Raw genomic sequence first — 24978 nt, 5'->3', positions numbered from 1 at the left:
CGGGCCCACCGGCCCGGCCCCGCGCTGCACCGAAGCGACGGAAGGCGAGCCGCATGCGCACACGTGAGTTCCAGGGGACACCGGTCGGCCGGGTCGGGCTCGGCCTCATGGGCATGAGCTGGGCCTACTCGGCCTCCGAACGCGACGACGCCAGCTCGGTGGAGCTGATCCGCGAGGCCGTCGACCTCGGAGTGACCTTCCTCGACACCGCCCAGGTCTACGGCGGCGGCCACAACGAGGAACTGGCGGGCCGCGCGCTCAGGGGCGTCCGCGACCGGGTCGTCCTGGCCACCAAGACCGGCCTGGTCATGGACGACGCCGCGACCCTGGCCATGCACCAGGACGGCAGCCCCGACCACGTCCGCCGCTCCCTCGACGAGAGCCTGCGCCGCCTGGGCACCGACTCCGTCGACCTGTACTACCTCCACCGCGTCGACCCCGAGGTCCCCCTCACCGAGACCTGGGGCGCCATGGCCGAACTGGTCACCCAGGGCAAGGTCCGCCACCTCGGGCTGTCGGAGGTCACCCGCGCCCAGGCCGAGGAGGCGCACGCCGTCCACCCGGTGGCGGCGATCCAGTCGGAGCTGTCCCTGTGGACCCGCGACGCCCAGGGCGCCGAGGGCGGCAGCGCGGGCGGCCTCGCGGGCATGGCCGACGGCGGCCAGGGACCCGGTGACGTCGTGGGCTGGTGCGCCGAGCACGGCGCGGCCTTCGTCCCCTTCTCCCCGCTGGGCCGCGGTTTCCTGACCGGAACGGTCACCGCCGAGGGCCTGGAGGAGGGCGACCTGCGCGCCCGCCAGCCGCGCTTCCAGCAGGAGGCCGTCCAACGCAACCAGGCCCTCGTGGACGTCGTGCGGCGCGTCGCCGAGCGCCGCGACACCTCGCCCGCCCGGGTCGCGATCGCCTGGACCCTCGCCCAGGGCGACCACGTCATCCCCATCCCCGGTACGAAGAAGTCGGCCTACCTGCACGACAACGCCGGGGCCGCCGACCTCGACCTGACCCCCGAGGACCTGCGCGAACTCGACGGCCTTCCCGCCGCCGTCGGCACCCGGTACTGACCGGCGGTCCCGGGTCGGCCCCCGGCGGAGCCGACCCGGGACCCGGGCCCGCCTCAGGCGCGGGCGAACCCCAGCGCCTGCTCGACCCCGGCACGCACGGTCTCCCGCAGCAGGGGGACCTTGTACCCGGTGGCGGGCAGCGGGGAGCACAGGTCGGCCAGTTCCTCCAGAGCCCCGGCGACCGCGGCACCCGGTTCGGCGCCGGGGACCGCGCCGACCAGCGCCTCCTCGACCCCGGGCAGCCGCAGCGGGGTGCGTGCCACGCCCCCGACCGCGACCGCGGCCGACTCCACCGGACCCTCGCCGCCGTCCGCGCACGCCAGACGGACCGTCACCTCCACGAGCGGCCACTCGGCCCGGGACCGCCCGGTCGCCCGCAGGTAGGCGGCCCGCTCACCGGGCGTCGGCGCGGGCAGCGACACCGCCACCGCCACCGCCGACGGGTCCAGGACGTGGTCGCGGGTGGGGTCGGTCGCGTCGTACAGCTCCGCCACCGGCCGCTCCCCGTTCCCGGTCCCCTCGCCCGCGACCTCCACCACGGCGTCGTAGGCCAGCAGGGCCACGGCCACCGTCGACGGGTGCGGCGCCACGCACGGCCCCTGGTCGATCACCACTCCGTGCAGGTGGTCGCCCTCCCGGGCGGGACAGGAGTCGCCGCCGGTCTGGAAGCAGTCGAAGGCCGGGTTGCGCAGGTACCAGCACCGGTTGCGCTGGAGCAGGTTGCCGCCCAGGGAGGCCGACCCGCGGATCTGGGGTGTGGCCAGTGCCCCCGCCGTGCGCGCCAGGGCCGGGTACGCCTCGCGCAGCCGGGTGTCGGCGGACACCTCGTGCACACTGGTCAGCGCGCCCACGCGCGCCGAACCGTCCTCGCGCCAGCGGATCCCGCGCAGGTCCCCGACCCCGGTCAGGTCCACCAGCGGCCCCGGGGCGAGTACCCCGTGGGCCAGGCACGCGGTCAGGTCCGTGCCCCCGGCCCGGGGCCGGGCCCCCGCCGCCTCCAGCGCGGCCAGGGCGGTGTCCAGGTCACTCGGTCGCGTCGTGGTCATCGCAGTCCCTCGATCAGTCGGTCCGGGCGGATGGGCAGGTCGCGCGGGCGCCACCCGGTCGCGTCGTACACGGCGTTGGCCACGGCGGCGGACACGCCGACGGTGGAGACCTCGCCCAGCCCCACACCGCCCCCGGGCACGTGTTCGTAGCCCTGCTCGTGGAAGTACACCTCGGTCTCGGGCACGTCCCCCAGCCCCGGGATGCGGTAGTCCTCCATGTTCCCGGTCAGCACGGTCCCGGTGACCGGGTCGTCGCGCCGCTCCTCGAACAGCGCGTAGCCCACGCCCTGGACCACCGCTCCCTCGCACTGGTTGCGGGCCAGCCGCTCGGAGTAGATCCGACCGGCCGCGATCCCGGCCCAGCAGGTGGTCGGGCGGACCCGGCCGAGCAGGGTGTCGACCTCCACCTCCATCACGTGGACGGCGCCGATCAGACCCCGGCCCATCGCCATGTCCCCGCCGCCGGACAGGAGCGAGGACATGCGCTCCCAGCGGTCCAGGGACCGTCCGCCGACCACGCGGACCCCGTCCGCGGCGGCCAGCGCCTCCTTCAGCGCCAACTCCGGGACCGGACCGGTGGCCGGGATCCGTGTCGAGCGCTCGCGCAGCGCCGACCGCAGCGCGTCGGCCGCCTCGGCCGCGGCCGGGCCCATGGAGTTGGTGGTCCGGCTGCCGCCGGCCCCGGCGCCGTGCACCGACGTGCTGTCCCCGATCTCCACGCGCAGCGACGACGGCGGTGCTCCGAGCCGTTCGGCGACCACGTCGCGCAGGACCGTGCGGATCCCGGTGCCGATGTCCTGGGTGGCCGACCGGACCACGACCACGCCGTTCTCGACGCTCAACTCCACCTTGGACTTCGGACTGACGATGAACAGCCAGTTGCTCGCGGCCAGTCCCACGCCGCGGCGGAAGCGGCCGGTCCGTTCGCCCCGGGGGCGGTCGGTCCACAGCGGCAGGGCGGCGACCCGGTCGTACAGGGCCCGGCGCCGTGTGTTGCCGTCCCAGCGCCGCCGCAGGCTCAGCGGGTCCTCGCCCAGGCGGTGCGCCATCTCGTCCACCGCCTGCTCCAGGGCGAAGGCCATCGGCGGTCCGCCCGGACCGCGGAACGGGGAGCCCGGCGGGTGGTTGGTCACCACGTCGTAGTCCCGGGTCCGGCGGGGGGTGCGCCCGTACATCAGCGCCGCGAGCGTGGCGGTCATCGACCCGTAGGACACACCGCCGTCACCGTAGGAGTCCACGCTCATCGCCGCCAGGTCGCCCCTGTCGTCGCTGAGCAGGGCCACGCGGGTGCGGGTGCCGGGCCGGTACCCGGCGTCGGTCAGCTCCTCGGCGCGGGTGAGGGCGACGCGTACCGGCGCCTGGGCGAGCCGGGACAGCTCGACCGAGGCCACGATGTCGGTCGACAGGGACGCCTTGGCGCCGAACCCGCCGCCGACGTACTCGGTGATCACGCGGACCCGGTCGCGGGGCAGGTCCCAGCGCTCGGCGGCCGAGGCGGCCATCTCGCTGACCGCCTGGGTCGACATGTACAGGGTCAGGTGACCGTCGGCGGCCCAGTCGGCCACGCACGCGTGCGGTTCCAACGAGGTGTGCAGCTGCGCGGAGGTGGTGTACTCCTGTGCGACCAGGCGGGGGTCGTTCGCGCGTTCGGCAGTGCGCAGCCGCTTGAGCGCGGTGCCGCGGCGCCAGCCGAGTGTGAACGGACCCCGGAGGTTGCCGTTCCAGGACGCGGGCAGCGCCACCCCCTCGGCGTAGGAGGGAGCCGCGTTCTGCTCCTCCTTGGTGGGGTAGAGCACGGGCGCGTCCGGCGCCAGGGCCGCCTCCCGCGTCAGGACCGCGGGCAGCGGGTCGTAGTCCACGCGCACCGCCTCGGCGGCGGCCCGGGCCGCCGCCCCGGTGGGCGCGGCCACCACGGCGATCGGCTGGCCCACGTAGCGCACGACGCGCTCCCCGCCCAGCAGGTCGACCAACACCGGCGCGGTGTCCGCCCCGGTCCCGGGCTCCGTGCGGGCCCCGGCCGGGTCGACGGAGCGGATCCGGGCGTGGGGCAGGGTCGAGCGGACGAACGCGCTCTCCCAGCACCCCTCCGGAGCGCGGTCGACGGTGAACCTCGCGCGGCCGGTGACCTTGTCCGGCGCGTCGGCGCGCGGCGGGTCCTGCTCGGGCTCGGTGTCGAACTCCCCGGCGCAGGCGGCGGCCACGGCGGCGAAGATCCCCTCGTAGGCGCCGCACCGGCACAGGTGACCGGACAGGGCGTCGGCGACGGTGTCGCGGTCGGGGCGCGTGTCGCCGTGCTCGGCGCGCCAGGCGTCGGTGAACGCGGCCGCCTCCACCACGAACCCCGGGGTGCAGTAGCCGCACTGGAGGCCGTCGTGGGCGGCGAAGGCGCGCTGGACCGGGTGGGTTCCGCCCAGGCCCTCCACCGTGGTCACGCGGCGGCCGGGCAGCGCGTCCGCGGGAAGCAGGCAGGAGACGGCGGGGGAGCCGTCGAGCAGCACGGTGCAGGCGCCGCACACCCCGTCCCCGCACGCGATCTTGGTGCCGGTCAGTCCGAGCCGGTCGCGGATGTGCTCGGCGGCGGTCGCCCCCGGCGTGTCCGAGGGCGGGGCGGGTGAGCCGTTGACTTCCAGGTCCATGTGGCCGTCCCTGGTCGAGGCGTAAAGTTGTCATTGACAACTTAGGTCGGCGGGTTCACCCGTGTCAAAGAAATAGACGGCGCGCGCGCCGACCCGGGGGTCGACACGCGCGCCGTGTCATGTCCTTACCCAACCCCGGCCGTTCAGTCGCCGGGCAGGGGCCAGACCGGCTCGAAGACGGGTCCGTCGAACGTGGGCGGCGAGGGGTCACCGCCCCCGCCCTCGCCCGGGTCCTCGCCCCCGGGGTCCTCCCCAGGGTCCTCACCGCCGGTGCCGTCCCCCGGGTCCTCCCCGGTCCCGTCACCGGGGTCGCCGCTCGGGTCGCCGCCGGGGTCCCCGCCGCCGTCGGTGCCCCCGCCGTCATCGGTCGGACCGTCGCCGGGATCCTCGGTCCCCTCGCCACCCTCGGGGCAGTCCCCGGTGGCGCAGGGGTCCTCCGTGGGGCAGTCCGGCGCGTGGGGGTCGGTGGCGCAGTCCGTGCCGGTGTCCTCGACGGGGTCGCCCCCGCCCTCCTGCACGGGGTCCTGCTCCGCGCCTCCCTCGTCACCGACCTGGTCCACCTCGCCCACCGTCCCCTCCCCGGGGGACTCCGAGGCCTCGACCGGCGGAGCCGAGGGCGTGGACCCGGTGGGGACCACCTCGGGGAACACGCCCCGGCCGTAGGTCCACAGCAGCAGACCCGCGAGCGCGGCCAGGAGCACGGTGGCGGCGGTCCGGGCCAGACTCCCGCCGTGCGCGCCGTGCCTGCGGCGGCGTCCGCCGGGGCGGCGGGGGAGGGGCCGGGGGGCCGGTGCCCCCGCCCCCGGGTCGCGCCCGTCCCCGAGAGACCCGTCCTCGCGGACCGTGCCGTCCGCGCGGGCGACGCCCCTCCCCGCGGCCGAGCCCTCGGGGGCCGTGCCGCCCGCGGGAACGCCGACCGGGGCCCCGCCGGCCCGGTCACGTGAGGAGGTGCCGCCCCCGGACACGTCCGCCGAGGCCGTCCGACCCGGGGCGCCGCGCGCCCAGGGCCCGTCGTCGGTGACCCCGTCCGCCGCCGCGGCCGCCGCCGCGCCCGACAGCGGCTCGGTGGGGGCGGACGCCGACCGGATGACCGCGGTCCCCTCGTCGACCAGTGTGGCCGCCTGCTCCAGTACGGCGGTGGGGGCCAGGGGCGCCGTGGCCGGGCCGGTGCCGAGCAGCGTGCCCAGCACGTCCACGGCCCGGGGCCGCGCCGCGGGGTCCTTGTCCAGGCACCGCTCCAGCACCGGGCGCAGCCGGTCGGGGACGCCCTCCAGGTCCGGTGCCTCGCGCAGCACCCGGTCGACCACCTCCATCGTGGTCTCGCCGGGGAAGGCGTGCCGGCCCGTCGCCGCGAAGGCGATCACGGACGCCCAGGAGAACACGTCGCTGGCCGGTCCCACCTTCTGGCCCCGTACCTGCTCGGGCGACATGTAGGCCGGTGTGCCCACCACGCCGGTGGTGTGCCGCGTGGCGTCGTCCATGCGGGCGATGCCGAAGTCGATCACCCGGGGCCCGTCCGGACCGAGGATGACGTTGCCCGGTTTGACGTCCCGGTGCACCACCCCGGCCTCGTGCACCGCCGTCAGCGCCGTGACCGTGGCGATCGCCAGCCGGTCCAGCGCCGCGCCCTCGCGCGGGCCCCCGTCGAGCACCGCCGAGCGCAGGGTGGGACCGGGCACGTACTCGCTGGCGATGTAGGGCACCGGGCCGTCCATGTCGGCGTCCAGGACCGCCGCCGTGCAGAAGGGCGCCACCCGGCGGGCCGCCGTCAGCTCCTGGGCGAACCGGGCGCGCTGACGCGTGTCGTCACCCCAGGCCGGGGTCAGGACCTTGACCGCCGCCGGGGTGCCGTCCGCGGCGTGGCCGAGGTAGACCATGCCCTGGCCGCCGCCGTCGATACGGGCCGAGAGCGTGTAGGGGCCGATACGGGTGGGGTCCGAGGAACCGAGCGGAGTCGTCATGTTCGCGCCTGTCCGAGGATGGGGGAACCGCCGGATCGCGGTCTCATCACCCACTCTGACGTTGGTGGACGCGCCCTGGATCCTTACCTTTTGGTTGCAGTCGCATCACCTTTTTCGGCTGGGCGGTGCGAAGTCCACGCATGTCGCCCGAACACGGGCGTCGGGCCGCCGCGCATCCGGAGTGCGCGGCGGCCCGAGGCGTCAGGGGAGGAGCGGTGCTACCCCAGGCCGAGGGCGTGCATCGCGAAGTGGAACGCGAACACCGCCGACAGGACCCACATCAGCCAGTGGACCTCCTTGTACTTGCCCTGGGCGGAGCGGACCACGGTGTAGGCGATGATGCCGATCCCGATGCCGGTCGCGATGTCGAAGGCGAAGGGCATCATCGCGATGGTCAGGAAGGCGGGGATCGCGATCGAGATGTCCGACCAGTCGATGTCCCTGATGTGCATCATCATCATGACGCCGACCAGGACCATGGCCACCGAGGCCGCCTGCGTCGGGACGATCGCGAACACCGGGGCGAAGAAGACCGCGCTCAGGAACAGGGCGCCGGTGACCACGCTCGCCAGACCCGACCGCGCGCCCTCGCTCACACCGGCCGTGGACTCGACGAACACCAGGGTCGCCGAGGAGCTGGTCAGACCACCGACGACGGCGCCGGACCCGTCGGTGACCAGGATCTGGTTGACCCGGGGCATCTGGCCGCCGGAGTCGGCGATGTTGGCCTTGGCGCCGATCGCCAGGATGGTGCCGAGCGCGTCGAAGAACCCGGCCAGCACCAGGGTGAAGAGGATGACACCGGCCGTGGTCGGGCCGGCCGAGGTCCAGGCGCCGAGCATGTCCACCTGGAAGAGCAGACCGAAGTCGGGCAGCGCCACCGGGTTGCCGGGCAGTTCGGGGCTGGAACCGCCCCAGCCCGGACCGCCCCAGGCGGAGGCGTCGAGGCCGAACGCGTAGTGCAGGACGATGCCCAGCAGGGTCGCGCCGACGATCCCGTAGAAGATGGCGCCCGTGACGTTCCGGGCCAGCAGCACCGCGGACAGGACCAGGCCCGCCACGAACACCAGGATCGGCCAGCCGTTCAGGTGGCCGCCGGAGTCGGGGCCGCCCAGCGTCAGCAGCGCGCCGCCAGCGCTGACGAAACCGGCGTTCTTGAGGCCGATCAGGCAGACGAACATGCCGATGCCGACGCCGATGGCGATCTTGAGGTTGTGCGGCAGCGCGTTCATCACCGCGGTCCGTACACCGGTGACCACCATCAGGATGATGACGATCCCCTGCCAGACCACCAGGCCCATGACCTCGGGCCAGGTCATGACGGGCGCGGCCACGTAGGCGACCACGGCGCTCACGCCCAGCGCCGCGGCGCAGGCGATCGGGGCGCGGCCCACCACACCCATCATGATGGTGACCAGACCGGCGGACAGCGCCGTCATCGTGGTCAGCTGCGCGGGGTCCAGGGTGGTGCCGGCGACGTCCTCCACGCCGCTGAGGATGATCGGGTTCAGGACGATGATGTAGGCCATCGCCATGAAGGTGGTGAGCCCGCCGCGGACCTCCTGTCCGACGGTGGAACCGCGCTCACCGATGAAGAAGAAGCGGTCGAGCCAGGATCGAGCCGGTGCGGCCTGCGCGTCGCGCGAGCCGGAGGTGTCGACTTGTGTCATGTCCCCTCCTGGAGGGAGATGAGCATGGAAATCACCATGCGAGGGGGGATTGCTACACGGAGTAGCCAATCAATGGGAGGCGTAGGACGGCGCTGTCCTACCGGGCACCCGCCCCGGTGCCGAGGGCGCCGGCGGATCCGGGGCGGGCGGTTCTGGGGGGTGGGGGCCGGCGGCCGTGAGGCCGCCGACCCCGCCCTGAGGCGGCGGCGGGCGCACACCCGCCGCCACCTCAGAGTTCGATGCCGACGATGTCCTCCGGACGCACCGGCGCGTGCGTGAGAGCACGGCCCGTGGCGTCGCGGACCGCGGCCACGATCGCCGGGGTCGAGGACAGGGTCGGCGGCTCACCCGCGCCGCGCAGCCCGTACGGGGCGCGCGGGTCGGGGTGCTCCAGGACGTCGATCCGCATCGGCGGGGTGTCCAGGATGGTGGGGATCAGGTAGTCCGTGAACGAGGGGTTCCGGATCACACTGTCCCTGACCTGGATCTCCTCCATCAGCGCCAGACCCAGACCCTGGGTCGAGGCACCCTGGATCTGACCGGCCAGCTGCTGCGGGTGCAGCACCTTGCCGACGTCCTGCACCGCGTCCAGTGCCACGACCTTGACCAGGCCCAGCTCCACGTCCACGTCCACCACGGCGCGGTGCACGCACATGCCGAACTGGGTGTGCGAGTCGCCCTGGCCCAGGACCGGGTCGATCATCTCGGTCGGACGGTGGTGGTGCTCGCGGGTCTCCTCTACCACCGTGCCGCCGCCGGCGGAATCGCCGAGCAGGTCGGCCAGCGACGTCAGCACGCCGTCGGTCGCCGAGACCAGCTTGCCGCCCACCAGGGACAGGTCCGCCTCGTGCCGGTCGGCCGGGATCACACCGCGTTCCCGGGCGAGCGCGAACACCGACCCGCGCACGGCCTCACAGGCCAGCTTCACCGCACCGCCGGTCATGTACGACTGACGGGAGGCGGAGGAGGAACCGGCCGAACCCACCTGGGTGTCGGAGGGGTTGATGACCACCTTCTCCACGCCCAGTTCGGTGCGGGCGATCTGGCCCTTGACGGTGACCAGGCCCTGGCCGACCTCGGCGGCCGCCGTGTGCACGAGCACGATCGGCTCACCGGCCACGACCTCCAGACGCACGCGCGCCGTGGAGTAGTCGTCGAAGCCCTCCGAGAAGCACAGGTTCTTCAGGCCCACGCCGTAGCCCACACCGCGCACGACGCCCTCGCCGTGCGTGGTCCCGGCCACGCCGCCCGGGAGGGTGCGCAGGTCGGCGGGGTCGGGCAGCTCGGAGCGGTCGGCGGGCATCGGCAGCTCGCGGGCGCGCTGGAGCATCTCCGCCATCGGCAGCGGGCTGTGCAGCTCCTGGCCGGTGATGATCCGCGAGCCCTGCGACATGGCGTTCTTGATCCGCAGGTCCACCGGGTGCATGCCCAGCTTCTCCGCGAGCTTGTCCATCTGCGACTCGTAGCCGAAGCACGCCTGGACCGCGCCGAAGCCGCGCATGGCGCCGCACGGCGGGTTGGTGGTGTACACGCCGTAGGCGTCCACGAGCACGTTGGGCACCTCGTAGGGGCCGATGCCCAGCGAGGAGGCCACACCCACCACGGCGGGCGTCGCCGAGGCGTAGGCGCCGCCGTCCACGATGATCTCCAACGTGGCGTACAGCAGCGTGCCGTCGGCCCTGGCGCCGTGCTCGAAGCGCATCCTGGCCGGGTGCCGGTGCACGTGGCCGTAGAACGACTCCTCGCGGTTGTACACGATCTTGACCGGCTTGCCGGTGCGCAGGGCGAGCATGGCGCCGTGGATCTGCATCGACAGGTCCTCGCGGCCGCCGAAGGCCCCGCCCACCCCCGCCATGGTCATCCGCACCTTGTCCTCGGGCAGGCCGAGGCAGGGCACGATCTGCCAGAGGTCGTTGTGCAGCCACTGGGTGGCGACGTAGAGGTGGACACCGCCGTCCTCCTCGGGGACGGCCAGGCCGGACTCGGGGCCCAGGAACGCCTGGTCCTGCATGCCGACCTCGTACTCGGTCTCCACGACCGCGTCGGCCTGGGCGCGCAGGGTCTCCAGGACCGCCCGCTCCCGCTCCTGCCTCCCGGCCACGTCCCGGAACTCACCGGTACGGATGGGCTGGTAGCGGACCCGGTTGCCGGACTGGTGGTACTCCTCGTGGATCTTGAGGGTGCCCTCCTCGTGTACCAGGGGGTACTCGGGGTCGAGGGCGGCCCGGCGCGAGTCGCTGACCGGGGGCAGGACCTCGTAGTCGACCTTGATCCGCTCCAGGGCGCGGCGGGCGGTCTCCGGGTGGTCGGCGGCCACGAGGGCCACGGGCTCGCCCTTGTAGCGCACCTTGCCGAAGGCCAGCACCGGCTGGTCCTTGTACTCCAGGCCGTAGCACTTGGCGCCGGGCACGTCCTCGTGCGTGAGCACGGCCTCCACGCCGGGGACCTTGAGCGCCTCGGTGATGTCGATGCCCAGGATCCTGGCGTGCGGGTGCGGACTGCGCAGGGTCATCCCCCACAGCATGTCCTCCATCCACATGTCCGAGGAGTAGGCGAACTCCCCGGTCACCTTCAGGGTGCCGTCCGGGCGCAGCGGGCTGGAACCCAGCCCGTCCTTGGTGGTGCTGGACAGGTCCGTGACCGTCCGGGTGGTCGTCGTCGCCATCTACAGGCTCGCCTCCTGAACCAGGGCGCGGTGCGCGGCGCGACCACGCGCCGCCGCGGTGTCGGCGGACAGGGTGCGGAGCTGGCCGCGGTCGACGACGGTGTTCCCGCCGACCAGGAGCCGCTCCAGGGGAGGGGTGGGGCCGAAGACCGCGGCCACCACCGGGTCGTCGATCACGTCGTAGCCGAAGCCGTCCACCCGCCACAGGGCGAGGTCGGCGAGCTTCCCGACGGTGATCGAACCGAGTTCGGCGTCGCGGCCCAGGACACGGGCGCCGCCCAGGGTCGCCATGTGCAGCGCCTGGCGCGCGCTCAGCGCCTGCGGACCCTTCCGGGCGCGGGCCATGAGCAGCGCCTGGTGCATCTCACCGGCCAGCGGGGTGAGTTCGCTGGAGGCCGGACCGTCCACACCCAGCCCCACGGGGACCCCCGCCGCCAGGAGTTCGGTGGTGCGGCAGATCCCGGCGCCCAGACGGGCGTTGGAGGTCGGGCAGTGCGCGACACCGGTGCCCGTGGCGGCCATCCGGGAGATCGCGGCGTCGGACAGGTGCACCGCGTGGGCGAACCACACGTCCTCACCGAGCCAGCCGAGCTTCTCCGCGTACTCGACCGGGGTGCACCCGAACTCGGCCTGGCACTTCTCCTCCTCGTCGAGCGTCTCGGCCAGGTGGGTGTGCAGCCGCACGCCCTTGGAGCGCGCCAGCTCGGCGGCGCCGACCATCAGCTCCCGGCTCACCGAGAACGGCGAGCACGGAGCCGCGGCCACGCGGGTCATCGACTCGGGGGAGGCGTCGTGGTGGGCGTCGATCGCGGCGGCGGTCCCGGCCAGGGCGCCGTCGGTGGTCTCCACGACGCTGTCCGGCGGCAGCCCGCCCGCGCTGTGCCCGCGGTCCATCGACCCGCGTGCCAGGTCCAGGCGGATGCCCACCTCGCGGGCGGCCTCGACCTCGGCGGCCACGATGTCACCGCGGCCCGAGGGGTAGATGTAGTGGTGGTCGGAGGCGGTGGTGCACCCGGACAGCGCCAGGTGGGCCATCCCGGCGGACGTGGTCCCCGAGACCACCTCGGCGTCCAGCCGGTGCCAGATCTCGTAGGAACCCACCAGCCACTCGAAGAGCGTGCCGTCGGCGAACAGCCCCTGCGTGGCCCACTGGTACAGGTGGTTGTGCGTGTTGACCAGGCCCGGGGTGACCAGGCACCCGCGTGCGTCGATCCGCTCGGCGCCCGGGGTCTGCGGGGCCGGGCCCGCGCCGACCGCGCTGATCCGGCCGTCGGCGACCACGACGTGCCCGTCGGCGTACTCCGCGCCGTCCACCGTGACGACGTGGGCTCCCTCGATGACGGTCGTGCGACTCATGCGTTGCTCCCGGAGGCCGCCCGACGCTCGGCGGCCAGGTGCACCGCGTCGATGATCTTCTCGTACCCCGTGCAGCGGCACAGGTTGCCCGCGAGCGCCTCGCGGATCTCGGCGTCGTCCGGGGCGGGCCCGCCCGCGCCCACCGTGCGCTCCAGCAGGTCGTCGGTCTGCACCAGCAGGCCCGGGGTGCAGAAGCCGCACTGGACGGCGCCCGCCTCGACGAACGCGTCCTGCACCGTGCCCAGGTTCTTGTCCGAACCCTTGCCCGACTCCTCGGCCAGGCCCTCGACGGTCCGGATCCGGCGGCCCTCGGCCTGCCCGGCGGCGATCATGCACGAACACGCCGTCACACCGTCGAAGTAGACCGTGCAGGAACCGCACTCGCCCTGCTCGCAGGCGTTCTTGCTGCCCGGCAGGCCCAGCCGCTCGCGGAGCACGTACAGCAGGCTCTCGCCCGGCCAGACGTTCTCGGCGGTCATGTCCTCGCCGTTGACGTTGAGGTTCACGCGCATCGCGTGGCTCCCTTCCGGTATTGCGTGACGGACCAGCTCAGCGCGCGCCGCGCCATGACCGACATCGCGTGCTTGCGGTAGTCGGCGCTGCCCCGCTGGTCGTCGATGGGACGGGCGGCCGCGGCCACGAGCTCGCCGAAGCGCCGCACGGTGGCCTCCGAGGGCACGGACGCGTTCTCCCAGTCGAACTCGGCGGCCAGGAACTCCTCCGCCGCCTCGGAGCGCATCGGCGTCGGACCGACCGAGCCCAGCCCCGTGCCCACCGTCCGGTTCTCCGCGTCCAGGGACAGGGAGAAGCCGGCGACGGAGATGACCATCGCGTTGCGCGTCCCGATCTTGAGGAACTGCTGCGGGCCCCTGGGCTCGGGCAGCAGGACCGCGGTGATCAGCTCGTCGGGCTGGAGGGCGGTCGTACGGAACGACAGGTAGAAGTCGCGTGCGGCGACCGTGCGGCGGCCGCGCACCGACGCCAGTTCGATCACGGCGTCGGTGGCGAGCAGCGGCGGGTGGGTGTCACCGGCGGGGGAGGCGCCTCCGAGGTTGCCGCCGACCGTGCCGCGGTTGCGGATCTGGGGGGAGGCGACCGTCCGCGAGGCCTTGGCCAGGGCCGGGGCCCGGTCCTGGAGCTGTTCGACGATTCGGGTGTAGGGGACACCCGCGCCCAGGCGGGTGGCGTCGCCGTCGGGGCCCCACTCGGTCAGCTCGGGGATCCGGGTCAGGTCGATCAGGACCTCGGGGCGGCGCTTGTCGAAGTTGAGTTCCACCATGACGTCGGTGCCGCCCATGATGGGCACCCCGTCAGGGTGGGCGCTCTTGGCCTCGAGCGCCTCCTCCAGTGTGGAGGGACTCAGGAATTCCATACTTGTCCTCGTTGCTCGCCACGGAGTTGGTTGGACGTCGGAAGGTGTGCACAACTCCTGGGTAATCCGGTAGTGATGTGAAGTACACCACCGACGAGCCGGGCCCTACTAGCACGTAAAGACATGAACTGCCAGTGAAACGGCCCACTATCGTTGGGATCTTCCTACAAGTGACGTCTGCGCGAACACCGTCCGATCTCCGGGTGGCCGTCAGGCGGTGCCACTGCCCGGAAAAGATCACGTACCGTCCACTGGGACCACCCGCCCCACAAGCAACAGAGGAACGTTCATGCAGATCAGTGAGCTGCTCGCCGTCAAGCGACTGCACCTGCGGTTCCTGACCGGAGCCGAGCACGCCCACCGCACCGTGCGGTGGTTCTACACCACCGATCTGCTCGAACCCGCCCGCTACCTGCGCGGCGGTGAGTTCATCCTGACCGGCATGATGTGGCGTACCCGCCCAGAGGACTCCGAGACCTTCGTGTCCTCGATCGCCAGCGCGGGAGCGGTCGCCGTCGGCGCCGGGACGGCCCTGGGCGACATCCCGCCCGACCTGGTGGAGGCCTGCCGCGCCCACGACATCCCCCTCATCGAGGTGCCCTCGGAGACCTCCTTCGGCGCGGTCACCGAGGAGGTGCTGCGCGCCCTGACCCAGCACCGGTTCACCACCATCTCCGAGACCCGGGACCGGCACCGCCGCGTCATGGCCGAGGTCGCCGCCGGGGCCGACTTCCCCGAGGCCTTCGCCGGGGCCGCCGAGCAGGCCGGGATCACCTCCTGGGTGATCTCCTCCACCGGACGCGGGGTCGCCTCCTCGGGTGCCCCCCTGTCACCCGACGCCGGCGAGTGGCTCGCCGCCAAGGCGCTCACCTGGCCGACCTTCCCCCGCACCGTCCGCCTCCCGGGCGCCGACGGCACCGCGGTCACCGTCCTGCCCGTCCAGACCAAGGAGGCCCACCCCCTGGCCACCTGGCTGCTCGTGTGCGCGGGCGACCAGGCCGCCTGGACGGAGGAGGAACACGAGTCGGTCGCCGAACTCGTCTCCGTCGCCGTCCTCGCCCGCAGCAGGAGGGAGGAGCGCGCCCTCACCGACGCCCGCCACCTGGAGGGCCTGCCCAGACTGCTGGCCGCCCAGCGCTTCGACGAGGCCGGCGCGCTCATGAGCGGCCTCGGCCCCGACGAGGACGCCACCGGGCGCGGCCGCGTCGTGGTCCGGGCCGTCATGATGCCCGAACCCCGCGTCCCCGACCTCACCCGGCGCGTGCTCACCGAACTGGTCGCCGACTGGCCCGGCGCCGTGGTCACCGGCGACACCGACTCCCTGGCCGTGGTCCCCGTGCCCGAGGGGGTCGACCCCCGGCGCGGCGGCGAGGAGATCCGCGCCCGCCTCGTCCGCAGGGCCCGCGTCCTGGAGGGCGGCCTGCTCGACTACCGGATCGCCCTGGGCCTCAGCTCCGCCGCCCACGGGGTCCCCGAACTGCGCGGCGCCGCGGTCGAGGCCCGCCACGCCCGCCGCCTGGCCGAACTGCGCGGCGGCCGGTCGCGGGTGATCGCCGGAGCCGAGATCGACTCCCACGAACTCCTGCTCGCCTCGGTCCCGGAGGAGGTCCAGTCCTCCTACCGCGAACGCCTGCTGGGCCCGCTCATCGCCTACGACCGCGACCACCGCTCCGAACTCGTCTCCACCCTGGAGCAGTTCCTGGAGCACTCCGGGTCCTGGCAGCGCTGCGCGGCGGCCATGCACGTCCACGTCAACACCCTGCGCTACCGCATCGGCCGGATCGAGGAGCTCACCGGACGCGACCTCAGCAGCCTGGAGCACCGGGTGGACCTCTTCCTGGCCCTCAAACTGCGCGACTGAGCGCGTCACCGCGCCGAGTGTCACCGGCCACCGCTAGGGTCCGCGCGATGAGTACCGAACACGCCCACCCCGCCATCGTCGACGCCGACCTGTCCGGGATCGACCGCAACGCCCTGCCCGACAGCTGGACGTTCGTCCGCTGCGACCTCACCGAGGCCGACCTGCGCGACGCCGACCTCGCCGAGGCCGTCTTCACCGACTGCCGCCTCGACGGCGCCCGACTCGACCGCGCGCTCCTGGACGGGGCGCGCTTCGAGGGCGGCAGCGCCGCCGGGGCCTCGTTCGCCCACGCGGACGGCCCCGACACCCGCTTCGAGAAGGTCGACCTGGCCAACACGGCCTGGCAGGGCGCGCTGCTCACCGACACGGTGTTCACCGGCTGCCGCCTGACCGGCGCCGGGCTGACCTCCCTGCGCGGAGTCGGCTACACGTTCACGCACTGCAACCTGATGCTGGCCCGGTGCAAGGGCATCGACCTGCGCGGCCGGACCCTGGAGGGGCTGCGCCTGGACGAGGCCGACCTGGCCGGCGCCGACCTGCGCCGGACGGTGTGGGTCGAGTCGCGGCTGCGCGGCGCCCACCTGGTCGGCGCCAGACTCGACGGGGCCGACCTGCGCGGCGCGGACCTGGGCGAACCCACTCTGGACCAGGCGGGGTTCCTGCGCGGGGCCACCATCGGACCCGCGCAGGCCGGGACGATCCTGGCGGCCCTGGGCATCACGGTCGCCGAGGGCTGAGGGGACCCTCAGGTGTTGCGGCGCAGCCGCCGCAGGGCCAGCGCGACCTGCAGACGCAGCTTCCCCGGCACGTCGCGCACCGACCAGCCCAGCATCCGCTCGGCCCGCCCCACACCCTCCTGGAGGGTGGAGTGGTGCACCCCCAACGCCGCGGCGGCCGCCCGCAGACTGGGCGCCGCCGCCACGGCCTCCAACTCCGCCAACAGCGCGACGCCGTCCCGCGCCACCCGGTCCAGGGCGGCCACGTCCGGCAGCAGCCCTCCCCCCGGACCCACAGCGTCCGCCAGCACCAGCAGCCCGCCCAGCTCCTCCGCTCGGACCACGCGCGGCCCCGGGTCGGCGCCCGTCCCCTCGGCGGTGAATCGCAGTGCCCGCACCGCGTCCTCCCATGACCCCGGTAGATCCGGCACGTCCACCGCCGGCCCGACCCCCGCGCGCCCGGACCCGTCCACGGCCTTCTCCGCCGCGGCCACGAGCCGCACCGCGCCGCCGGGCACGGCCACCGCGCGCACCCGGGCCCGGGCACCGAAGCCCAACCGTCGGGCCGCGCGCAACCGCCCCGGCTCGGCCACCCGGGAGTCGACCACCATCTCCGCGAGCGCCTCGCGGTCGCCGCCCACCGGATCCGACAGCTCCAGGTGGACGCGCAGGGCGGCCGAGGCCCGCTCCAACACCATCGCGTCCACCGGGCCCGGCTCACCGGGACGCTCCACCCACAACACGCCGCCCGCCGACCCGACCTGGACCGAGCACCAGGGCGGGTAGGGGTCCGCCGCGGCCCGGTCCACCGAGCCGTCCGGTGCCACCCGCAGCGCCACACCGCGCGACCGTTCCACGAACCCCGCGGGCGCTCCGGTCAGGACCGCCGCGCCCCGCACGATCGGCTCCGCACCAGAACCCGTCAGGGAGTCGAAGTAGTCGATCACCCTGACGGCCTCACCCGCCTCGGGATCCAACGCCGTGATCCTGCCCAGAAGATCCCTCATGGCGTCATTGTGCCCGTGTCCGGGACCCGGACGCTCAGGAGTCCAGGATCCGGCGCAGCCACGGCACGCGCTGGGCGCGGGCGGCGACGCTCAACGCCGCCTGGGGGGCGAAGCCGTCGAAGGCGTGGAAACCCCCCGGCCACACGTGCAGTTCGGCCATCCCTCCCGTCTTCCAGATCCGTGACGCGTACTCCACGACCTCGTCGCGGAACGTCTCGGCCGAGCCGACGTCCAGGAACGCCGGGGGCAGCCCGGACAGGTCCCCGGCGCGGGCGGGAGCCGCGTAGGGGGACACGTCGGGTCCGCCCGCGTCCGCGCCGAGCAGCGCGCCCCACCCCGTGGCGTTGGCGACCCGGTCCCACACCCCCACCCCGGCCATCTGGTGGGCGGACACCGTGTCGTTGCGGTCGTCCAGCATGGGGCACATCAGGAACTGGCCGATCAGGTGCGGCCCACCCCGGTCGCGCGCCAGCAGCGCGGTCGCCGCCGCCAGACCACCGCCCGCGCTCACACCGCCGACCACGACCCGGTCGGGGTCCACACCCAGCTTCTCCGCGTTCTCCACCACCCACACCAGGCCCGCGTAGCAGTCCTCCACGGGGGCGGGGTGCGGGTTCTCCGGGGCCAGCCGGTAGCCCACCGACACCAGGGCCACACCCAGCTCACGGGCCATCTCCAACAGAACCAGGATTCCCTCGTCCCGATGGCCGCCCAGGATCATCCCGCCACCGTGGATCCAGTACAGGACGCCGGTGGGCGAGGGCGCCCCGGTCGGCCGCCACACCACCAGGGGCACGTCCGGCGCGCCCTCCGGACCGGACACCTCGTGAACCTCCTCGGTGAAGGCCCCGTCCAGGGTCAGGTCGCCGGGAACGTTGTCGGCCACCTCCCGGGCCACGGCCTCCTTGAGCGCGGGGATCATCTCGGGGGTGACACTGGAGGGGACGGTCTCGTTGATCACGGTCAGGGCCGCGGCCAGCTCGGGGTCGAACGGGGGGCGGGCAGGGGAACTCATGGAGCCTCCGAATGTCGGTGGTCTGCTGCGGACTCATTGTGGAACCCGGGAACCGGTGGGGAACAGCGCCGTGTGGCGGGGACAATCCGCCACACGGCGGGTCACCACTACTCCGTCAGGGCGTCGGCGATCACGAGGGCGTCGTCCGGCAGGCCGAACTCACCGTCCTCCACCCACCACACGCACTCCTGGAGCACCCGCACCAGGGTCCAGGCCCGCGCCCGCGCACGGTCCAGCCCCGCCACGTCCGTCAGCAGGTCGAACCGGCGGCGCGCCTCACGGCGGACGTCACCGGTGGCCACCGCCTCCTCCCACCGGTTGGACAGCGCGGGCAGCAGCTCGAACCCCGGGTCGCCCGACAGCGGTTTGGGGTCGATGGCCAGCCACGCGTCCCGCCCCGGACCCGGCAACGGGGCCAGGGCGTTCCCGTAGTGCAGATCCCAGTGCAGCAATCGGTCACCCGGCTCGGCGGCCATCTCCCGCGCCAGCGCCGCCAGGTCCGCCAGCCGGTCCCGGCCGCCTCCCGCGCACACGGCGGCCAGCCGGTCGGCCCGCTCCGCCAGGTCCAGGGCCACCGGCCCCAGCCCAGGCAGGCCCGCGGGGGCCGGGTGGGCGTTCAGGCGTGCCAGCAGCGTCCCGATCACGGTCAAAGCCTCGGACAGCCCCACGTCCAGCAGGGAACGCGTGGGGTCGAGCGCCTCCAACAGCATCGCCCCGCTGCCAGGGTCGTGGTCCAACAGCCGGACCGCGCCGTCACCCGCCCAGGCGCGCAGCGCGGCGGGCTCACCCGCGGTCTCCTCGTCCACCGGCTGCATCTTGAGCACGGCGGGGGAGCCGTCGGCGCGCCGGACGGGCAGGGCGAGCGCCACCACGCCGTGCATCGCCGGTCCGTCGACGCGCAGCCGCCACCGGTCGCACTGGCGCGCGGTCAATTCCGGAAGGGCCGACGCCCACGCGGGACCGAAGACGTCGTCGAGGTGCTCGGTGAGCGCCTCGGGCACGGCGACGGGCGGTGTGGTCTCGTTCATGTCGGTGTCTCTCCTTCGTCGTGGGGTTCCGTGGACGAAGAAGCGACGGGGGAGCACGAATCTAGGACATACCGAACACCTCGGGATCGTCGTCGTGGCCTCTCCCCGATCCTAGGCCGTCGCGTCGCGCCACGTGACGCGACCGACGCCGACCCTGGAGGAGAAGACCGCCCCCGAGGTCACATCCCTGACGGGAACCCGTCGCAGGGCGGCGCGGCGTCCGCGCGTGCCGCTAACCGGGAAGGGTGAGCGGGCCCCCGCCGTAGACCAGGGCCCACGGCCGTCCCCCGGTCCGCCCGGCCACCGGCCCCACCCGGTCGGGGGGACCGGCCAGCACCCGTGCCGCCACCCCGGCGAACACCGGCGCCGCCGGGTGGGCACCCCGGTCGGGACGGACCGCCTCCGTCCGCCGGTGCAGCGGCTCCCCCTCCAGCGGACGCCAGGCCAGGCGCGGCTCCCGGGCCGCCGTGGCCTCCGCGGCCAGGGCCACCCCGCGTCCCGCCAGCACCAGTCCCAACAGGAACTCCGCGTCCCCGGCCTCGCGCACCCGGGGCGGCACCCACCCCCGCTCCCGGCACACCGCCAGGATCCGCTCGAACCACTCCGGGGCGTCCGCGCGCGGCTCCACCACCAGCTCCGATCCGGCCAGATCCGCCAGGGCCACCGGACCGGTGCCCGCCAGCGGGGCCCCGCGCGGCACCACCGCGCCCAACGCCACCCGGTGCACCGGCTCGCTCACCAGCCCCGAACCGTCGAACGGCGCCGTCGCCAGGCCCGTATCCACCGACCCCTCACCCAGCGACCGCACCAGCTCGGCACCGGTCATCTCACACACGTCCACGTCCAGACCGGAGGCCGCCTCGGCCATCCCCTCCAACAGCCCGCGCAGCGCCACCGCCGGAGTCCCCGGCGGCACGCCCACACGCAGGGTGCCGACCTCCCCGTCGCGCACCCGCCGCATCGTCTCCCGCAGCCGGGCCTCACCGGCGACCACCTCGCGCGCCTGGTCGACCAGCAGCCGCCCGGCCCGGGTCAGCTCGACCCGCCGCCGCGACCGGTCGAAGAGGGTGACGCCCAGCTCCTCCTCCAACCGCCGCACCGACTGGCTGAGCGCGGGTTGGGCGATCCCCAACTCCAGCGCCGCGTCCCCGAAGTGGCCCTCCCGCGCGACCACCAGGAAGTACCGCAGATGCCGTCCAAGATCCACGGCCCGACCCTACCGGCGCCCCCCTCACCCTCCGCTACCGTGACTCGGTGACCACGACCGACACACCCGCGCCACGCCTGCACGTCCGCGAGATCGACGGCACGGCGCAGGTGGCGCACCGCGCGGACGAACCCGTCGTCCTGGCCTCCGTCGCCAAGATCCTCATCGTTGTGGAGTTCGCCCGGCAGGCCGCCACCGGCCGGATCGACCCCGCCGAACGGGTGGTCGCCCGCCGCGCCGACCGCCTCGGCGGAACCGGCATCGCCGACTTCGCCGACGACGTCGAGCTCTCCCTGCGCGACTGCGCCGCCCTGGCCATGACCGTCAGCGACAACACCGCCGCCGACCTGATCGTGGACCGGATCGGTGTGGAACCGGTCCGGCTGCTGGCCGAGGAGCTCGGCCTGGAGCACACCCGCTTCACCGGCGGCCCCCGCGATCTCCTGCACGTCCTCATGGACGACGGTCCCGGAACCGGGGACGGCCCCGCCCTCCACCTCCCACGCGCCTACGACCACACCCGGGCCACCTCCGCCACCATGGCCGACCTCACCCTTCTGCTCACTCTGGTGTGGACCGACCGGGCCGCCCCCCGGCACGCGTGCGCCTTCGTCCGCGACCTCATGGCCCGCCAGCTCGTGCGCGCCCGCATCGCCTCGGGCTTCGCCCCTCCCGTCCGCGTCAGCGCCAAGTCCGGCACCCTGCCCGGACTGCGCCAGGAGGCGGGCGTGGTCGAGTACCCCGACGGACGGCGCTACGCGGTCGCCGTCTCCGCCACCGTCACCGACCCGGCCCCGCCGCCCCTGGAGATCGACCTGGCGCTGGGCCGGGCCGCGCGCGAGGCCGTGGAGCGCCTCCGCGACCCCTCCCGGACCGAACCTCCCCCCACGGTGCCCGACTGACCGGGACCGATAGGCCAACGCCTATCACCGGGCGCGTTCCGGTTATTGGACGCCCGGTCAGAGCCCGTGTTTGGCTGTGCGCCGTTCGACCGGCCCCGGCCAGAGACGAGGACACGGACATGACGATCGAACGACGCGGATTCCTGCGCGGAGCCGTCGCCGGAGGCGCCCTCACGCCCCTCCTCGCGGGCGCGGCCCACGCGCAACAGGCCCCGGCCACGACGGCGGCGTCGGCCGCCGCCCGCCGCGGTCAGGGTCCCGCCTTCCGCTGGCTGGGCACCAGCGGGTGGCGTGTGGACCTGCCCGAGCGCACGATCCTGGTCGACCCCTACCTCACCCGGTTCGCGACCGGCATCTTCCAGGAGGACCGGAGCTTCGACCCCGCCACCCCCCTGACGGTCGACACGGCCGCCGTGGACGAGCACACCGCCGACATCGGCGAGGACGGGCTCATCCTGGTCAGCCACACCCACTGGGACCACTTCTCGGACGTCCCGCACATCGCCGCCACCACCGGCGCCCGCGTCCTGGGCACCCTGACCACCTACCACGTGGCCCAGGCGATGGGCGTGCCCGCCGCGCAGCTCTCCCCGGTGCGCGGCGGGGAGGTGCTCGACTTCGGCGGCGACGTCGTGGAGGTGGTCCGCTCCCTGCACAGCCGCAACAGCCGCCACTCCGTCCTCTTCGCCGGTATCCGCGTCGGCGTCCCGGACACCCCGGCCACCATCGCCGACCTGCCCGAGGGCGACACCCTCGCCTTCCACCTGACCCCCGCCTCGGGCCCCTCCGCGTTCTTCATGGGCGCCAGCGACTTCGACGAACGCGCGGTCACCGGCCTGGCCCCGGACGTGGCCATGGTCGCCCTGCCGTCGACCTCCAGCACCCACGAGTACGTGCCCCGGCTCCTGGAGGCCCTGGACCGTCCCGGCACCGTGGTCCCCGTCCACTGGGACCACTTCGAGCGCGAGCTGGCCAACCCGCCGGTCGACGGGACGGGGTCGGGCATGAGCGTCGCGGACTTCACCGCCCTGGTGCGGCGCGTGTCGCCCGGGTCGCGCGTGGTCGTCCCCGAGTACCTGACGTCCTACACCTTCGACTGAGCCGCACGGCCCACCGGCCAGCGCGCTCCGGGCTCGCGCCCGCGCCCCGGAAGGGTGCGCGGGCGCGGGCGTCAGGCCCACACGCGCAGACAGGCCAGCAGCAGGACGAGCGCTCCCGTGTACGTGGCCGGGATCCTGACCGCGGCCGCGACCGGGGTCTCGCGCCCCCGCCGGGCCCGCGCGTGCACGGCGACGGCGAGCACCGACTGCGCGGTGAGCACCACCGCGGCGGCCAGGCCGACGTGGGGCAGGCGCACACCGGCGAGCAGGCCCAGCGCGCCCGCGACCTCCACCAGCCCGGCCGCGCGCAGGACGCCCGCACCCACCGGCAGGTAGGAGACCCGGTCGAGCAGTCTTCGCGACCCGACCGCCTTCACGCCGCCCGTCACGGCGAACGCCACCGCCAGCACCACCGACAGGACCGTCACGGCCAGTGGCATGACCATCCCCTCCCCTTCAGAGGAACAGCGACGCGTTCTTGGCCAGGAGCACGCTGTCGGCGAGGTAGACGGTCCGCTCCGCGAGCAACAGCCCGTCCGGGCCCCGGCGCAGGAGGTCGGCCCGGAACCCGGTGAAGCGGTCGGTGTCGTCGGCGAGCCGGTTGCGGTGGGCGTCCACGACGCTGCGGACCGCGAAGACGCCGTCGCCGAGCTCGGGCCGCCGCGCGGCCTGGACGTTGGTCACCGCGCGCACGACCCTCGGCGGGGGGTTGTCCGACCAGGCGACCGTCTGCTGCACCCGTGCCGCCCGCAGGCGCAGGGTGGCCAGGTCCTCGTCGTAGTGGCCCAGGTCCCCGGGGCCGCCCGCCTCCCCGGCCAGGTCGCGGTGCATCCGGTTGCTCCGGGAGGGCATCCGGTAGCTGACCTCCTCGGCGAGCAGGTCCAGCCAGTCGGAGTAGCGTGCCTCGTCCAGCAGTTGGGCCTCGAAGTACAGGAACTGCTCGATCTCGCGCTGTTCGTCGGCGTCGACGGGGATCGGTCGTTCCACGGGCCCGGCCCCGGGAGGCCGGGGCCGGAAGGACTGCGTGGAGATCGTGGTCGTCATGGGGCTTCCTCTCGGTCCGCGGCGGCGTCAGCGCCGGCTCGGGGCGGGCATGGGGGCGGGCGCGGTCTGGGGCAGGTCCGGGGCGGGACCCTCCATGAGTTCGACCCACCGCCGGTAGAAGGCCCGGGCGCCGACGTCGTTGAGGATGTGGCCGACGTCGCCGGTGAACCCGGGTACGGCCGGGTCGCCGGTCGTGGTGGTGCCCAACCCCATCTGGTAGTTGAGCGCGGTCCGTCCGGTGACGTGGCCGCCGGCCACCGCCTGGATCTCCGACCAGTTCTCGCTGTCGTCGGTCTCGACGATGCCGGTGCTGGAGAAGGTGAGCGTGGCCATCCGCATCGCCTGTCGGCGCTGCTCGGCCGACCAGTCGGAGTCCACCATCACCCAGGACCAGATCTCCATGTCGTCGACGGACCTGGGGTGCCACACGCGCAGGACGCGGTCCGCGAGCATGGAGAAGTTGGGGAAGACCGTGCCGTGGATGAGCGCCTGGTGCCCGGGTGCCTCGTCCTCGGGGGCGCGTCCGAAGGTGAAGGCGGTGTAGTTGGGGTCCTCGGGCAGGATGATCGTCCACCCGTGGCCGTAGCGGCTGCCCATCTCCCGGCCCTCGGTGGGCATGTTGACGTCGAGCAGCGAGGTGGCGGACAGGTGGGCGGTCTGCGGGTGGTAGGTGTCGTTGGCGAACTGTTCGGCGGCCAGCTTCCAGTTTCCCTGGAGCCGCCACTTGATGGGGCCGACCAGCTCGGGCCGGTCGAGTCCGTCCGCGGCCCAGTCCAGGACGCCCCGGTAGGAGTCGAGGTACTCGTGCAGTGACGGTGCCTCCGCGTCCCAGCAGCCGAAGACGAATCCGCGGTAGGACTCCACCCGGGTGACCGGGACCAGGCCCCAGCGGTCCAGGGGCAGGCGTCCCTCGTAGCCGTCGTCGTGGTGGGGAACCTCGACCAGTGCCCCCGTGCCGTCGTAGGACCAGCCGTGGTAGGAGCAGGTGAACCGTGGGGTCGACCCCGAGTCGGCACGGCACACGCGCATGCCCCGGTGGCGGCACACGTTGAGGAAGGCGCGGATCCGCCCGTCCCGGCCGCGCGTGACGATGACGTGGTCCTGGCCCATGACGGCGGTGACGAAGTCACCGGGGCGGCGGAGTCGGGACTCGTGCCCCAGGAACAGCCAGCTCCGGGTGAAGACCGTGGCCAGCTCGGTGCGCAGGAGGGGTTCGGACTCGAAGACCTCGCGGTGCAGGGTGCCCGTGTCGAGGTCGATCAGCTCCCCGGGTGCGGCCGACGGGCCGGTGGGGGGTGCGGTGTTCATGTTCGCTCCGATCGTCGTGTTCT

20 protein-coding genes are annotated in these 24978 nt (G+C 74.0%); 5 read left to right on the top strand and 15 right to left on the bottom strand.

Annotated features, from left to right (window positions below; translation table 11 throughout):
* Nucleotides 1-53: 53 nt before the first annotated feature.
* Nucleotides 54-1061, top strand: coding sequence for an aldo/keto reductase (locus ACTVAJ_RS05175; protein ID WP_470386890.1), 1008 nt, complete (start codon nt 54-56; stop codon nt 1059-1061).
* 53 nt (nt 1062-1114) lie between these two features.
* Here ACTVAJ_RS05175 and ACTVAJ_RS05170 read toward each other — a convergent pair whose 3' ends face one another.
* The 8 genes from ACTVAJ_RS05170 to ACTVAJ_RS05135 form a co-directional block, all read right to left on the bottom strand.
* The gene (locus ACTVAJ_RS05170; protein ID WP_470386889.1) at nt 1115-2107 is read right to left on the bottom strand and encodes an FAD binding domain-containing protein; all 993 of its coding nucleotides are present in this window, start codon (nt 2105-2107) and stop codon (nt 1115-1117) included.
* Nucleotides 2104-4743, bottom strand: a complete 2640-nt coding sequence (locus ACTVAJ_RS05165) for a molybdopterin-dependent oxidoreductase (protein ID WP_470386888.1) — start codon at nt 4741-4743, stop codon at nt 2104-2106. The genes ACTVAJ_RS05170 and ACTVAJ_RS05165 overlap by 4 nt, the downstream gene beginning before the upstream one ends.
* 143 nt (nt 4744-4886) lie before the next feature.
* Nucleotides 4887-6704, bottom strand: coding sequence for a serine/threonine protein kinase (locus ACTVAJ_RS05160; protein ID WP_470386887.1), 1818 nt, complete (start codon nt 6702-6704; stop codon nt 4887-4889).
* Between the two features lie 218 nt (nt 6705-6922).
* Nucleotides 6923-8374, bottom strand: a complete 1452-nt coding sequence (locus ACTVAJ_RS05155) for an NCS2 family permease (RefSeq protein WP_470386886.1) — start codon at nt 8372-8374, stop codon at nt 6923-6925.
* A 229-nt stretch (nt 8375-8603) separates the two neighbouring features.
* Nucleotides 8604-11039, bottom strand: coding sequence for a xanthine dehydrogenase family protein molybdopterin-binding subunit (locus ACTVAJ_RS05150; RefSeq protein ID WP_470386885.1), 2436 nt, complete (start codon nt 11037-11039; stop codon nt 8604-8606).
* The gene (locus ACTVAJ_RS05145; protein ID WP_470386884.1) at nt 11040-12395 is read right to left on the bottom strand and encodes an 8-oxoguanine deaminase; all 1356 of its coding nucleotides are present in this window, start codon (nt 12393-12395) and stop codon (nt 11040-11042) included.
* Nucleotides 12392-12907 carry a (2Fe-2S)-binding protein gene (locus ACTVAJ_RS05140; RefSeq protein ID WP_470386883.1) on the bottom strand — a complete coding sequence of 172 codons (516 nt, stop codon included), beginning with the start codon at nt 12905-12907 and terminating at the stop codon, nt 12392-12394. The genes ACTVAJ_RS05145 and ACTVAJ_RS05140 overlap by 4 nt, the downstream gene beginning before the upstream one ends.
* Nucleotides 12898-13767: an FAD binding domain-containing protein gene (locus ACTVAJ_RS05135; RefSeq protein WP_470386882.1), complete on the bottom strand. Its 870-nt coding sequence runs from the start codon at nt 13765-13767 to the stop codon at nt 12898-12900. The genes ACTVAJ_RS05140 and ACTVAJ_RS05135 overlap by 10 nt, the downstream gene beginning before the upstream one ends.
* Before the next feature lie 289 nt (nt 13768-14056).
* Between ACTVAJ_RS05135 and ACTVAJ_RS05130 the strand changes: the two genes are divergently transcribed.
* Entirely contained in the window at nt 14057-15628 is a 1572-nt protein-coding gene (locus tag ACTVAJ_RS05130) for a PucR family transcriptional regulator (protein WP_470386881.1), read from the top strand.
* 47 nt (nt 15629-15675) lie between these two features.
* Entirely contained in the window at nt 15676-16365 is a 690-nt protein-coding gene (locus tag ACTVAJ_RS05125) for a pentapeptide repeat-containing protein (RefSeq protein ID WP_470386880.1), read from the top strand.
* Between the two features lie 8 nt (nt 16366-16373).
* On the opposite strand, the gene ACTVAJ_RS05120 is transcribed toward ACTVAJ_RS05125, so the two are convergent.
* From ACTVAJ_RS05120 to ACTVAJ_RS05105, 4 genes are all read right to left on the bottom strand, one after another.
* Nucleotides 16374-17351: a helix-turn-helix domain-containing protein gene (locus tag ACTVAJ_RS05120; protein WP_470386879.1), complete on the bottom strand. Its 978-nt coding sequence runs from the start codon at nt 17349-17351 to the stop codon at nt 16374-16376.
* A 34-nt stretch (nt 17352-17385) separates the two neighbouring features.
* Nucleotides 17386-18366 (bottom strand): alpha/beta hydrolase, encoded by a 981-nt coding sequence (locus tag ACTVAJ_RS05115; protein ID WP_470386878.1) that lies wholly within the window; start codon nt 18364-18366, stop codon nt 17386-17388.
* A gap of 107 nt (nt 18367-18473) precedes the next feature.
* Nucleotides 18474-19394: an aminoglycoside phosphotransferase family protein gene (locus tag ACTVAJ_RS05110; protein WP_470386877.1), complete on the bottom strand. Its 921-nt coding sequence runs from the start codon at nt 19392-19394 to the stop codon at nt 18474-18476.
* Between the two features lie 232 nt (nt 19395-19626).
* Entirely contained in the window at nt 19627-20601 is a 975-nt protein-coding gene (locus tag ACTVAJ_RS05105; protein ID WP_470386876.1) for a LysR family transcriptional regulator, read from the bottom strand.
* Between the two features lie 47 nt (nt 20602-20648).
* On the opposite strand from ACTVAJ_RS05105, the gene ACTVAJ_RS05100 reads away from it, so the two are divergent.
* Nucleotides 20649-21503 carry a serine hydrolase gene (locus ACTVAJ_RS05100; protein ID WP_470386875.1) on the top strand — a complete coding sequence of 285 codons (855 nt, stop codon included), beginning with the start codon at nt 20649-20651 and terminating at the stop codon, nt 21501-21503.
* 119 nt (nt 21504-21622) lie between these two features.
* Nucleotides 21623-22603, top strand: a complete 981-nt coding sequence (locus ACTVAJ_RS05095) for an MBL fold metallo-hydrolase (protein WP_470386874.1) — start codon at nt 21623-21625, stop codon at nt 22601-22603.
* A gap of 71 nt (nt 22604-22674) precedes the next feature.
* Here the strand turns inward: ACTVAJ_RS05095 and ACTVAJ_RS05090 are convergent, their stop codons facing one another.
* From ACTVAJ_RS05090 to ACTVAJ_RS05080, 3 genes are read right to left on the bottom strand one after another with little or no spacing between them, the layout of a single operon-like run.
* Complete coding sequence (locus ACTVAJ_RS05090) at nt 22675-23043, bottom strand: DoxX family protein (protein WP_470386873.1); 369 nt, start codon at nt 23041-23043, stop codon at nt 22675-22677.
* Between the two features lie 16 nt (nt 23044-23059).
* Nucleotides 23060-23647 carry an aromatic-ring-hydroxylating dioxygenase subunit beta gene (locus ACTVAJ_RS05085; RefSeq protein WP_470386872.1) on the bottom strand — a complete coding sequence of 196 codons (588 nt, stop codon included), beginning with the start codon at nt 23645-23647 and terminating at the stop codon, nt 23060-23062.
* 27 nt (nt 23648-23674) lie between these two features.
* Nucleotides 23675-24955, bottom strand: a complete 1281-nt coding sequence (locus tag ACTVAJ_RS05080) for an aromatic ring-hydroxylating oxygenase subunit alpha (RefSeq protein WP_470386871.1) — start codon at nt 24953-24955, stop codon at nt 23675-23677.
* Nucleotides 24956-24978: the final 23 nt, after the last annotated feature.

Source organism: Nocardiopsis sp. KDC1DS13DA1, assembly GCF_055632325.1.
Note: the sequence above shows the minus strand (reverse complement) of the source record. Positions and strands in the feature narration are given on the sequence as shown.